The organism is Kribbella shirazensis (assembly GCF_011761605.1).
Taxonomy (GTDB): domain Bacteria; phylum Actinomycetota; class Actinomycetes; order Propionibacteriales; family Kribbellaceae; genus Kribbella; species Kribbella shirazensis.
Genome location: NZ_JAASRO010000001.1, coordinates 6,471,181 through 6,483,602 on the forward strand (window position 1 = coordinate 6,471,181; position 12,422 = coordinate 6,483,602).

Annotated in this window: 11 protein-coding genes; 4 read left to right on the forward strand and 7 right to left on the reverse strand. The window is 67.8% G+C overall.

Annotation, left to right across the window (positions count from 1 at the left end; genetic code table 11):
• Window position 1: 1 nt before the first annotated feature.
• Complete coding sequence (locus BJY22_RS31160) at window positions 2–433, reverse strand: SRPBCC family protein (RefSeq protein WP_167213877.1); 432 nt, start codon at window positions 431–433, stop codon at window positions 2–4.
• A 4-nt stretch (window positions 434–437) separates the two neighbouring features.
• Window positions 438–905 carry a polyketide cyclase / dehydrase and lipid transport gene (locus BJY22_RS31165; RefSeq protein WP_167213880.1) on the reverse strand — a complete coding sequence of 156 codons (468 nt, stop codon included), beginning with the start codon at window positions 903–905 and terminating at the stop codon, window positions 438–440.
• A gap of 105 nt (window positions 906–1,010) precedes the next feature.
• Here BJY22_RS31165 and BJY22_RS31170 point away from each other — a divergent pair, with 105 nt between their 5' ends.
• Window positions 1,011–2,798 carry an AMP-dependent synthetase/ligase gene (locus tag BJY22_RS31170; RefSeq protein WP_167213883.1) on the forward strand — a complete coding sequence of 596 codons (1,788 nt, stop codon included), beginning with the start codon at window positions 1,011–1,013 and terminating at the stop codon, window positions 2,796–2,798.
• 54 nt (window positions 2,799–2,852) lie between these two features.
• Here BJY22_RS31170 and BJY22_RS31175 read toward each other — a convergent pair whose 3' ends face one another.
• The 4 genes from BJY22_RS31175 to BJY22_RS31190 all read right to left on the reverse strand — a co-directional run bounded on the left by BJY22_RS31175 (window position 2,853) and on the right by BJY22_RS31190 (window position 7,325).
• A complete protein-coding gene (locus tag BJY22_RS31175; RefSeq protein ID WP_167213885.1) occupies window positions 2,853–3,980 on the reverse strand; it encodes a family 43 glycosylhydrolase in 1,128 nt (375 codons plus the stop codon).
• 190 nt (window positions 3,981–4,170) lie between these two features.
• Entirely contained in the window at window positions 4,171–5,004 is an 834-nt protein-coding gene (locus BJY22_RS31180) for a carbohydrate ABC transporter permease (protein ID WP_238350509.1), read from the reverse strand.
• 68 nt (window positions 5,005–5,072) lie between these two features.
• Complete coding sequence (locus tag BJY22_RS31185) at window positions 5,073–5,975, reverse strand: carbohydrate ABC transporter permease (protein WP_167213891.1); 903 nt, start codon at window positions 5,973–5,975, stop codon at window positions 5,073–5,075.
• Window positions 5,976–5,978: 3 nt separating this feature from the next.
• Window positions 5,979–7,325 carry an extracellular solute-binding protein gene (locus BJY22_RS31190; protein WP_167213894.1) on the reverse strand — a complete coding sequence of 449 codons (1,347 nt, stop codon included), beginning with the start codon at window positions 7,323–7,325 and terminating at the stop codon, window positions 5,979–5,981.
• Between the two features lie 106 nt (window positions 7,326–7,431).
• Between BJY22_RS31190 and BJY22_RS31195 the strand changes: the two genes are divergently transcribed.
• Together BJY22_RS31195 and BJY22_RS31200 are read left to right on the forward strand one after the other, a co-directional pair.
• On the forward strand, window positions 7,432–9,162 hold the full coding sequence (locus tag BJY22_RS31195; protein ID WP_167213897.1) for an alpha-galactosidase: 1,731 nt from the start codon (window positions 7,432–7,434) through the stop codon (window positions 9,160–9,162).
• 10 nt (window positions 9,163–9,172) lie between these two features.
• Complete coding sequence (locus BJY22_RS31200) at window positions 9,173–10,177, forward strand: LacI family DNA-binding transcriptional regulator (protein WP_167213900.1); 1,005 nt, start codon at window positions 9,173–9,175, stop codon at window positions 10,175–10,177.
• Here the strand turns inward: BJY22_RS31200 and BJY22_RS31205 are convergent.
• Entirely contained in the window at window positions 10,143–11,348 is a 1,206-nt protein-coding gene (locus BJY22_RS31205; protein ID WP_337759563.1) for an MFS transporter, read from the reverse strand. The genes BJY22_RS31200 and BJY22_RS31205 overlap by 35 nt on opposite strands.
• 67 nt (window positions 11,349–11,415) lie before the next feature.
• Between BJY22_RS31205 and BJY22_RS31210 the strand changes: the two genes are divergently transcribed.
• Window positions 11,416–12,393 (forward strand): DUF5937 family protein, encoded by a 978-nt coding sequence (locus BJY22_RS31210; protein WP_202891338.1) that lies wholly within the window; start codon window positions 11,416–11,418, stop codon window positions 12,391–12,393.
• Window positions 12,394–12,422: the final 29 nt, after the last annotated feature.

The window sequence follows — 12,422 nt, forward strand, 5'->3', positions numbered from 1 at the left end:
CTTACGACTCGACGCGCTTCTTCAAGCCCTTCAGGGCCGTGTCGATGATGACCTTCTCGGCTTTCCGCTTGAGCATGCCGATCATCGGGATCGCCACGTCCACCGCCAGCCGGTACGTCACCTCGGTCCCCCCAGCTCCCAGATCCTTCAGCACGTAGGCGCCGTCCATGCCCTTGACCATCTTCGCCTCGACCAGCGTCCAGGTCACCTCGTTGCGGGACCAGACGTAGGCCAGCGTGTATTCGTCGGAGATCGCGCCGGCGTCCACCTTGAAACGCACCTTGTTCGGCCGGCCGGCCTCGTCGGTGGACAGCACCTCGGTCTCCCGCATCGAGTCGGCCCACTCCGGGTACGCCGCGAAGTCCGCGATCACCGCCATGATCTCTTTGGGGGTCGCGTTCACCTGGATGGTCGAGGTGGTCTGTTCCGCCATCGATTCACCTCTTAGCCGGCCTGGGACGGGTCTGATGCGGGACGGCCGGATCCCCCGACGGATCCGCGTCCTCCCCGGAGACTATCGCGGGATCGGATCCGGTACGGCGTTCGCCCGCCGCGCGGCCCGCTTCGACTTCGTCCTTGAACCGCCACAGCCGCTCGCGGTACGCCGCGACGTACCGCTCCTTGAGCCGCTCGGCAGCCCGCCCGCGGACCGCGCGGACCGGGTCGGCACGGAGGTACCAGTGCACGACGACCCCGTCGCGGACCGGCTCCAGCCACCACTCCGCCGTACCGATCGCGGCGCCGGTGACGGCCCACCGGACCCCCTCCGGACCGCGCCGCTCGGACGGCGTCAGGGTCAGGTCGGGCCACCACTCGCGCCAGAGGGTGTCCGAACCGAGCCGCTCGGCGACGTAGGCTGGATCAGCAACGACCAGGTCGTCGCAACTGATGTCGAGTATGGGCATGTGCCGAACCTAGTTCCGTGGGTCACATAAATCTGGCTACTTACGGGTAGGTGACTGTAGCGTGCGCCGGAAGTCGACAATTCGTGACCGACTGAGGAGACGCGGATGCGTGAGTACACCGTTCCTGCTGTGACAGAAGCGCCCACCGGGAGCCTGAGCGACCCCGTGTGGGCGAACGCGTCCTCTCATCCTGACACCGCGGTGTTCAGCCGCCGGACGGGGTCGGGCTGGACCGACATCTCGGCGGCGGAGTTCGCGCAGCAGGTGACGGGTGTCGCCAAGGGCCTGATCGCGGCCGGCGTGCAGCACGGCGACCGGGTCGCCCTGCTCAGTCCGACGCGGTACGAGTGGACGCTGGTCGACTACGCGATCTGGAGCATCGGCGCGGTCACCGTGCCGATCTACGAGACCTCGTCGCCGTCCCAGGTCCAGTGGATCCTGACCGACTCCGACGCCGTCGCGGCCGTGGTCGAGAACGCGACCCACGGCGCGGTCGTCGAGTCCGCCCGGGCCGAGGCGCCCGCGCTGCAGGAGGTCTGGCAGATCGAGGCCGGTGCCGTCGACGAGCTGACCGCGCTGGGCCAGAACGTCTCCGACGCCGAGTTCGACAAGCGCCGCTCTGCGGTCACGCCGGACGACCTGGCCACGCTGATCTACACCTCCGGTACGACGGGCCGCCCGAAGGGCTGCAAGATCAGCCACGCGAACTTCCTCGACGAGCTCGGGCCGGCGGTGAAGATCCTCGACGACCTGTTCGACACCACCGGCGCGAGCACGCTGCTGTTCCTGCCGCTGGCGCACGTGTTCGCCCGGATCATCCAGGTCGGCTGCGTGATGAAGCGGGTCAAGGTCGGCCACAGCGCCGACGTGAAGAACCTGGTCGAGGACCTCGGCGCGTTCCGGCCGACGTTCATCCTGAGCGTGCCGCGGGTGTTCGAGAAGGTGTACAACTCGGCCAGCCAGAAGGCGCACGCCGACGGCAAGGGCAAGATCTTCGACGCCGCCGCGGACACCGCGGTCGCCTACTCGCAGGCGATGGACAAGGGCGGCGCGTCCTTCGGGCTGAAGGCCAAGCACCTACTGTTCGACCGGCTGGTGTTCGGCAAGCTCCGGGCCGTGCTCGGCGGCCAGGTGCGGTACGCCGTCTCGGGCGGCGCCCCGCTCGGCGACCGGCTCGGGCACTTCTTCCGCGGGATCGGCGTACCGGTCCTGGAGGGCTACGGCCTGACCGAGACCACCGCCGCGGTGTCGGTGAACCTGCCCGACGACATCCGCATCGGCACCGTCGGCCGGCCGCTGCCCGGTGTGACGGTCGGTGTCGCGGACGACGGCGAGCTGTGCTTCAAGGGCGGCCAGGTGATGCAGGGCTACTGGAAGAACGACGAGGCGACCGCCGGCGCGATCGACTCCGACGGCTGGTTCCACACCGGCGACCTGGGCGAGTTCGACGTCGACGGGTTCATCAAGATCACCGGCCGGAAGAAGGAGATCCTGGTGACGGCCGGCGGCAAGAACGTCGCGCCGACGCTGCTCGAGGACCAGATCCGCCTGCACCCGCTGGTCAGCCAATGCATGGTGGTCGGCGACGGCAAGCCGTTCATCGCCGCGCTGATCACGATCGACCCGGAGAACATCGTGCCGTGGGCGACCGAGCGCGGGAAGCCGACCGACCCGGCGGCGCTGACCCAGGACGCCGACCTGATCGCCGAGATCCAGAAGGCGATCGACGAGGCCAACGGCTCGGTCTCCCAGGCCGAGGCGATCAAGAAGTTCTCGATCCTCCCGACCGACTGGACCCAGGAGACCGGCGAACTGTCCCTGAAACTCTCCCTGCGCCGCCACATCGTCATGGAAAAACACGGCGCCGACGTCGAGGCCCTGTACGCCAAGTAGCACCCGAGGATTGCCCGCCCGAACCCCTCGTGCCCGTGTCAGTTGGCGCTCACGTCAGCTCGTTGGCGTTTCGTACCGCACGACGAAGGGGCTGCCGTCGCTGCGCCACCCGACCATCGCCGAGTAGAGCGTGCGGATCTCGCCGTCCGTCGCTGCCACGTCGGCGTTGTCGGCACACGGCCGTACTGTCGCGGGATCACAGATCCAGCCGTGGAAGAACATCTGCATCACCGTGTCGTCGGCATCCCCACCGGTCCCGGCGTTGACCACCATATCGGCGCCGCCCGGTCCGCAGACTCCGTTGTCGGAACTCTTCATCAACGTGCCGCCGGCGACGCTGGTCCGGTCGGGAAAGCCCTCTGGGAACGTGAAGCCGGCGGTCGGACTGCCAGAGGTGAGCCACACCGTGCGGTAATCGCAGTTGGCCCAGTTGTCCCACGATGCGAACAGGTAGAACCTACCCGCCCGCTCCACCATGACCGCGTTCTCGATCTGCCCATCGGTGCGGGTCACGATGACCGAGCTCGGCGCCACCGGCGTCAGCCAGTCGGCCTGAACTTCCACGATCCGCAAGATGGTGACCGGCGGTCGCTGCTTCTTGAAGATCACGTATCGCCGCCCATCGGACGCTTGGAACGGCACCGGATCGATGAAGCCGTCCAGATCGCCGGTATCCGGCTGATCCGACGCGATCAGCGGGGTCACCCCGTCCGGCCACGTCGCACCCTTCGGGCACGCAATCGGAGGCAGATTGCCCGGGTCGTACGGGCCGGCCGGGCCTGTCGTCGAGATCGCCGTGCCGATACAGCGCTGGTTGGGTCCCAGCCCGCTCACCCGGGCCGCGTAGTAGAGCACCCAGCGATCCCCGGAGACGTGCACCGCGTCAGGCGCCCACATTCCGTCCGCCACTGACCACTCCGGTCGCCGGGTGAGGCCGGTGCCGAGCAACTGCCACGGCCCACGCTCAGACTCGCCGTGCAATGCACGGGTCAACGCACCCGTGGCGAAGGCGTAGAACTCGCTGCCCACCTGAACCACGCCCGGATCGGCCGCCAGCTGAGAAAAGACCGGTGTCGCCGTGCGCGGCGGGTCCGCGGAAGCCGCACCGCCTGCGCCGAGCGACGACGCCAGGGCCACAAGTCCTGTCAGGCCCGCGACGAACGAGGTTCTGAGGCTGCTCATTCACTCACCCTCCTTCGAGTCCAACGATGTGTACAACGTTGGAGAAGCTAGCACCAGACGGCTCCGGTGACCAGACCGGAGGGAGCCGTGTTGCTCCGGTCGCTCCGGACGACGAGCTGAAGGCCAAGACGCCAAGTAGGTCGCCTGTCCGGCAGCACCCGCTTGGCTGATGCCGGACAGGCGGTGGCTGTCAGGTCTTCGAGCCGGACAGCGCGATACCTTGCACGATCTGACGCTGGGCGATGATGAAGATCAGCAGCATCGGCAGGGCCGCCATGGTCGTGGCCGCCATCAGGCTCGTCCAGTCGGAGGAGTAGGCGCCCTTGAACTGGTTGACCACGAGCGGAATCGTGAAGTTCCGATCGCTGTTCAGGAAGATCAACGGGGAGAAGAACGAGTTCCACTGCCCGAGGAACACGAAGATGCCGAGGGCCACGAGTGGGGTACGCAGCAGCGGCAGGATGATGGTCGTGAAGATCCGGACCCGCCCCGCGCCGTCGATCGAGGCGGCTTCCTCCAGCTCCAGCGGAATGCCGCGGACGTATTGGCGGAGGAGGAAGACGCCGAACGCGTTGAACAACGCCGGCGGGACGATCAGCGCCAGGTGGGTGTCGATCCAGCGGAGCTGGCCCATGATGACGTACAGCGGGATCACGGTCAGCTGGAACGGAACCATCATCGTGGCCAGGAAGATGCCGAAGATCATTTTCCGCCCCGGAAAACGGATCCGCGCGAAGGCGTAGGCGGCCATCGAGCAGGTGATCAGGGTGAGGATCGTGACCAGGCCGGCGATGTAGGCACTGTTGAAGTAGGCGCGCGCGAAGTCGGCGCCCTGCCACGCGGTGACGAAGTTCTCCGGCTGCCAGACCTTCGGCAGCAGTGTCGGCGGCTGGGCGAAGATCTCGTCCAGCGGCTTCATGGCCGAGAAGAACATCCACAGGAATGGCACGAACATCACCAACGAGCCCGCGACCAGCAGCAGGTGCAGCGGAATCCAGGACGGCTTGAACCGCCCCCCGCTCAACCCATAAGAAGCATTCTTTCGACGCGCCCGCTCGAGGGACCGGGCGCCGATCTCGCCTGATGAGGAAGTCATTCGGTGTAATGCACCCATCTCTTCTGCGCAAGAAACTGGAGGCCGGTCAGGACCAGCAGGACGAGGAACAGGTACACCGCGATTGCCGCGGCGAACCCGAACTTGAACTCACGGAACGCGATGTTGACGATGTCGTACACGATCGTGTGGGCGTTCGCCGGCGCTGTGGTGTCGAAGAAGAAGTAGATGTAGTCGAACACCTGGAAGGACCCGATGATCGAGGTGATCGACAGGAACAGGATGGTCGGCGACAGCAGCGGCACGGTGATCTTGCGCAGCTTCTGCCATTCCGAGGCGCCGTCGATGTCGGCGGCCTCCATCAGGGTGGGCGAGATGCTCTGCAGGCCGGCGACGAACATCACGATCATGTAGCCGAGGCCCTGCCAGATCGACACCAGGACGATCGCAGGGATCGCCGTCCCTGGATCCTGCAGCCAGTCAGGCGGGTTGGGCAGCCCGATCGACTTCAGCAGGGAGTTGATGGGACTGATCTCGGGGTTCAGCAGCCAGAGCCAGATGGCGCCCACCGCGACGGTCGACGTGACCTGCGGCGCGAAGAAGAAGATCCGGTAGAACGGCGTCAACCGACCCGCCTTCTGAATGAAGAACGCGAAGAAGAAGCCGGTGATCAGCAGTCCGGGGACCTGGAGGGCGGTGAACCACGCGGTGTTCAGCCAGGACTGCCGCAGCTGGGCGTTCTCCCAGACACCGGTGAAGTTCTGCAGGCCGACGAACGTGCGCGAGCCCAGACCGTCCCAGCTCGAGAACGACAGCACGATGGCGAAGATCAGGGGCCCGACCATGAAGGCGATCAGGCCGATGAGCTGAGGGGTGAGAAAGGCGTAGCCCCACAGCGCTTCGGTCCGCCGTCTGCGCTTCACATCGGATGCGAGCGCCATGTCTCACTTCCCGTTGTTGATGAACTTGCAGATCTTGTCGGCCCACGTCTTCGCGTTGTCACCGGCCTTGATCGACTTGTCCATCTCGGTGCCGAGGTTGGCTCCGACCTCCGCCTTCGACGCGATGGCCGACGGGATGGCGTAGCCCTTCTTGGCGGCGTCCGTGAACCAGGCACAGTGCTCGGGCTGCTTGTTCTCCATCACGACCTCGTCCAGACCCGCGACGGCCGGCACCGCGTTGCCTCCGCCGGAGAGCCGGGCCTTCTGACCGTCCTTGTTGACGAACCGGGTGGCGAAGTACATCGCGGCTTCGGGGTCCTTGGCCTTGGCGTTCACGGCCATCGCCGCTGTGTAGACGATCGCCGGCGGTACGGTCTTCCCGTCGGCGGACGCGAACGGTGCGATGTCGTAGCCGAACTTCAGCTTCTTGAGGTTCGGGAGGATCCAGCGTCCCACCTGGCAGCTGGCGAGCTGCTGACTGTAGAACAGGGCGTCGATGGCCTGCCCCTTCGGCAGCGACCCGCCGTAGGTGATGTTGCCATTGGCCATTCCCTCCCAGAGCCACTCGAGGGTCTCCATCGACTTCGCGTCCTCGTTGAAGATCATCTTGTCGCCGTCGACGACCTTGCCTCCGAACGCGGTCATCCAGCTGAGCATGGGGCCGAAGCCGCCTTCCAGCACCATGCCCCGCTTGCCGGTGGCCTTGATCTTGGTCAGGAAGTCGTCGACGGCGTCCCGGTTCCAGCCGCCGGATTCCTGCAGCTGCGCGGGGTTCTTGGTGATGCCGGCGGCCTCGCACATGTCCTTGTTGAACCAGAACACGATCGGGTTGCAGTCGACGACGAGCCCATAGGTGCCCGGGCTGCCGTCGGCAGGCTTGCACCAGCCCATCAGGTTCGGGTACAGGTCGTCGATCTTGACGGGCGCGTCCGCCTTCGCCGTGAACTCGGTGAAATCGGCGACCTTCTTGGACTGGATCAGCCGTTGCATGCCGGAGTCCTGTACGTAGAAGACGTCCGGAGCGCTGCTGCCGGCGAGCTGGGTGAGCAGCTTGGCGCCGTAGTCGCCGACGACCACCTGGAAGGTGACCTTGGTCCCGTGCGCGGCCTCGTAGTCCTTCGAGATCTGCCGGAACCGCTCGGCCTCGCCCGGGTTCGCCCAGGAGGCCCAGGTCACGCTGCCGCCCTTCCCGCCCGTGCCGGTCTTGCCGGCCGAACTCGAGGTGCCGCCCGCGCTACCTCCGGCGCAGGCGGTCAGCAACGCACTCGAGCCCACTCCGGCGAGCGCAGCACTGGACAGGAAACCACGACGTGTCATCGGTCGCCCGAAGGGTTTTTCATTAGTCGGCATCTCGGTGGCTCCTCGAAGAGGGCGGATATTAGCGGTAAAAGTTAGAGACGCCAGACAATTTCGTCAATACTTCGGAGCGTTGGGTTTTACCGCTATAGTCCAGCACGTGACGACATTTGAGATCCGCTCCCCCGACGGTCGCACCGTGCGGACCGGGAGCCTCACCGGCCCCGGCACGATCACCCCCCGTCCCGCGGCCGAGCCCGGTGTGCTCCGGTACGACGTGACGCCCGAGGCGGGCGTCGGTGGACCCGTGACGCTGCGCTGGACCTGGCCGGCCGAGGACGCCGTGACGCTCTGGCGGCCGATGCAGGATTCCCGGCGCCACCTCCCCAGCGACTGGGGCTCGCACCGCGAGGTCCGCTCCGTCCGCTCGGCCCCGGTCGCGTCGGTCGTCAACGGACAGGACAGTGCGATCGCCACGGTCTCTTTGTCGTCGAACGTCCGTGGGTGCGACTTCGCCGTCGGGGTGAACGAGGAGAGCGCGGACCAGTTGATCGAGCTGACCGTGACCGACGTCGAGGGCGACGGCTTTGCGCTGCGGATCGATCTGCGGTCACAGCACTTCGCCGAGGCGTTGCGTGCCGTGACGGCGGAGTGGGCGGCCGAGGTGGGTGACCGGATCGCCGACGTACCGCCGGTCGCGCGGCAGGCGATGTACTCGACCTGGTACAGCGACCACCAGCACGTCTCGGCCGAGTCCGTCGAGCGGCACGCTCGCGCGGGTTCGGCGTACGGCACCCAGGCGGTGATCGTGGACGACGGCTGGCAGACCGACGACACGCGGCGCGGGTACGCGTATTGCGGCGACTGGGAGCCGACCGGCCAGAAGTTCCCCGACATGGCCGAGCATGTACGTCGTGTGCACGCGCTCGGCCAGCAGTACGTGCTGTGGATCGCGCCGGCGTTGATCGGTGTGCACTCGAAGGCCTGGGACAGGCTGAAGGACCGCACACTCGGCTTTGCGGACGGCGAAGTGACCGCCGTCCTCGACCCGCGCTATCCGGAGGTGCGCGAACACCTGCTGGAGTGCTGCATCCGTCCGGTGCGTGACTGGGCCGTCGACGGCCTGAAGATCGACTTCATCGATTCCTGGGCCCGGAGCAGCGTCCCTCCGGCGGCGGGCGGTGACTGCTCCTCCGTCGACGAAGGCGTCGAGCGGTTCCTGCAGGCCGTCACCGACGAGCTACGGAAGCTGCGGCCCGACCTGTTGATCGAGTTCCGTCAGGACTACGTGCACCCGAGGCTCTGGCAGTTCGGCACGTTCCTGCGCGCCGGCGACTGCGCGCTCGACTCGGTGGAGAACCGTGTCCGCACGATCGACTGCCGCCTCCTCGCCGGTGACCGCGCGGTGCACTCCGACATGCTGATGTGGAGCCCGTCGGCGTCCGTGGAGAACGTTGCGCAGCAGTTCATCGATGCGTTGTTCAGTACGCCGCAGGTGTCGATGGAGTTGGACGCGCTGTCGCCCGGGCACGAGCAGGTGGTCCGGCACTGGCTCGGATTCATGCGCGATCACGCCGACGCACTGCTGCACGGCGTACTGCTGCCGTCGCGACCGGATGCGCGGTACACGCAGGTTCGCGCGGTCGGTGCGACGGAGACGGTGGTTGCCGTGTACACGAACCCGGTGGTGCGGGTACAGGAGCCGTGCACCGTCGTGGTCAACGGTGGTGCCGAGCCGCGCCTGTACGTCGAAGGTGCGTGCGGCCGGCTGGTCGACCTCGTAGTGTCTGACTGTTCGGGCCACGAGGTGCACCGAGAGACGACGACGCCGCCTGAGGTGTGGGCGATCGACGTACCGGTCGGCGGGACGGCCCGGATCGTGTGTGATTAAGGGGGAACGATTGGCTGGAGAGAAGCCGCGGCGTACGACCGTCGCGGACGTCGCCCGGTTGGCGGGGGTATCGGCGATGACGGTGTCGAATGTGCTGAACGCGCCACACCGGGTCGCGGCACCGACCGTCAAGACCGTGCGCGCCGCGATCCAGGAGCTCGGGTACATCCCGAACCACGCGGCCCGCGCGCTGTCGTCCGGCCGCAGCCAGGTCATCGGCCTGCCGATGTCCTTCGAGGACGACTTCGTGGACGACGAGAACCCGGGCCTGGGCGGATTCCTGCACAGCCTGCTCGGCGGGCTGGTCAAGGCGGCCGCGGTCTCGGGGTACGGCGTCCATGTCGTCGAGACTCCGGCCGACAGCGCGGCCGAGATCGCGCTGTACGACAAGCTGATCGCTGCGCGGCAGGTGGACGCGATCGTCGTCCTCGAGACGATGCCGCACGACGAGCGGATCGAGTTCCTCAGCCGGCGGCGGTTCCCGTTCGTGGCGTTCGGACGGACCGCGGCGGAGCATCGGCAGTGCTGGGTCGACGTGGACAACGAGGCCTCGATGGCCGGCATCGCGGCGCATCTGCGCTCGACCGGGCGGAAGCGGGCGGTGTACCTGGGCACGGACAGTCCGCTGCCGTGGGTCCATCAGCGGCACGACGGGTTCGTCCGGGAGTTCCCGTCGACGGTGGCGCGGTCGTTCGGGTCGCTCGCCGCGGTGGCGGCGTACGTCGGCGACGCGGAACCACCCGATGTCTTCGTCGCCGACAACGACGCGTTCGCGGTCGTCGCGATGCGAGCACTGCAGCGGCGCGGGATCACGGTCGGTCAGGACGTCGCGGTCACCGGTTTCAACGACTTCCCGTTCGCGAGCATGCTCGACACGCCACTGACCACGGCCCGCATCCCACTCCGCGACATCGCCGGCTGCCTCTTCGCCCGCGCGCTACGCGAGATCAGCGGCGACCCCGACGAGCCCGGCCGCCTCGTCACGGCGCCACTGGTTGTTCGCGCGAGCGCCTGACCGGCGTCAGCGCCTGACGGGCGATCAGCAACGTGATCGTGGTGCCGAGGACGCCGGCTCCGGCGATCGTCAGGTTCGGGGCCAGGAAGGAGCCGACGACGCCGCCGAGGGCGATGCTGACGCCCTGGATCGCCATCAGGCCACTGGTCTGGACGGTGAACAGGCGGCCGCGGTACGCCGGATCGACGGACTGCAGGATCAGCGGGTCGACGCCCTGGTTGAAGGCGTAGCCCGCACCCGAGATCGCGAGCAGGACCGCCGCGACCGGGATCGGTGGTGCGGCCAGGAACGCGATCGCGGGCAGCTGGCTGGTCAGCAGGAACGGGACGACGAGCCGTCGCCGCACGGAAGGGGTGAACCGTGCGACGACGAGCTCGCCCAGCACTCCGCCGACCGCGTACCCGGTGAACAACGCACCGGCGGCCGCGGCGGCGGTACCGATCTGGGCGGTGTACGCGACGGCGAGCCCGTCCGGGACGGACGAGAACGCCGGCGCCACCCAGGTCAGCAGGACCAGGTTGCGCAGCTTCGGGTCGGCGAACAGCAACTGCAGCCCGGCCCACGAGTCGCGGACCGCGTTGCTCGTCCGCTCCCCCGGCGGCGTGTACGGCGTACCGGTCCCGATCAGCACCGCCGACGACACGAACGTGACGACCTCGACGACCAGCAACCACTGCGCGCCGATCGCCGCGACCGCGATCCCGCCGACCGCGAAACCGGTCAGCACCGCCGTCTGACCGATTGCCCGCAGCAACGACCGGCCGACCGGAAACAGGTCCTGCGGCAGCAGGTTCGCCAGGCTGGCCGCGCGGGCGCCCGCGAAGATCGGCGCGATCATCCCGGTGGCGAGCAACAGGCCGAGCAGTCCCGCGACGGGCATCCCGGGCAGCAACATGGCGGCGACGCAGGTCGCACTGAGCAGGTCACACACCACCAGTACGCGTCGGGCGGGGAAGCGGTCCGTCATCGACGAGAACAGTGCGCCGCTGACGGCGTACGGCAGGAACGAGCACACCAGCACCAGTGCCGACAGCAACGGTGAACCGGTGCGTTCGAAGATCAGGATCGAGAGCGCCACCTGCGCGCCGACCGTTCCGAGCATGGAGACGGTGTGGGCGGCGTACACGGCACGCATGCCGGGAAGGCGGAGTACAGCGCGGTAGGACCTCACGGTGCGAGCGTGGAGCACGCTGGTCCATGGTGCGTAGACTTTTGGTTGTGGCCGAAAGTTCTGTCTCGTGACGGTACTGCGCTTCACGCAGGCCGACGCGCTGCGCTGCCGCTTCGGCGCCTCGCCGTTGTGGGAGACGATGTCGGCGGTGCGGGTGCTGAACGGATCGAAGCACCGGCCGTTGTACGGCGAGTGGATCGCGGCGAAACGGGAGGCCGCCGGACGGCTCGACCTGCGGGGACTGAAGGCCGTGCAACCCCGCGTCGGGTTCACGCCGGACTTCCTGACCCCGCCGCCGAAAGCCTCCCGGGCGAAGTTCGCGACCGAGATCGCCCGCGTCCGCAGTACTCCGCTGGAGACGGTGCGGACCGAGCTGATCCGGTCACGGGACGAGCTGAAGAACCCCGCCGCGCCGGAGATCGACACGATGCTGGCGGACCTGGCCGGCACCCGTGAGCGGCTCGCGGACGAGATCGAGGCTGCCTGGGAGGCCCTCATCAAGCCGGACTGGCCGCTGATCAGCCGGGTCCTCGAGGACGACATCGCGTACCGCGGGCAGCAACTGACCGACGGCGGCCTGGCCCGGCTGTTCGACGACCTGCATCCGACCCTGGCCTGGGAGGACGACCGCCTGATCGCCACGCGGTACCGCTCCGAGGACCGTGACCTCACCGGCCAGGGCCTCCTGCTGGTGCCCGGGGTTTTCGCCTGGCCGTACCTCGTGATCGTCGTCGACCCGGCGTACCACCCGACCTTGGTCTACCCCGCCCGCGGCGCCGCCCGCCTGTGGTCCGACTCCCCCGCTCCTCCCGATCCGCTGGCCCGCCTGCTGGGCCGCACCCGCGCCACACTTCTCGTGGCGCTTGACCCGCCTGCCACGACGAGTGCCCTCGCAGCGCAGTACGGCCTCGCCCTCGCCACGGTCGCCGAACACCTCTCCGCGCTGTACGACGCAGGGCTCGCGACGCGACGGCGTACCGGTCACCAGGTCCACTACCGCCGTACCGAAGTCGGACAGGCCGTCATCGACGCCTCCGTCGGATAGCCGTCGAGCCGCGCGAGAATGCTGAGGTG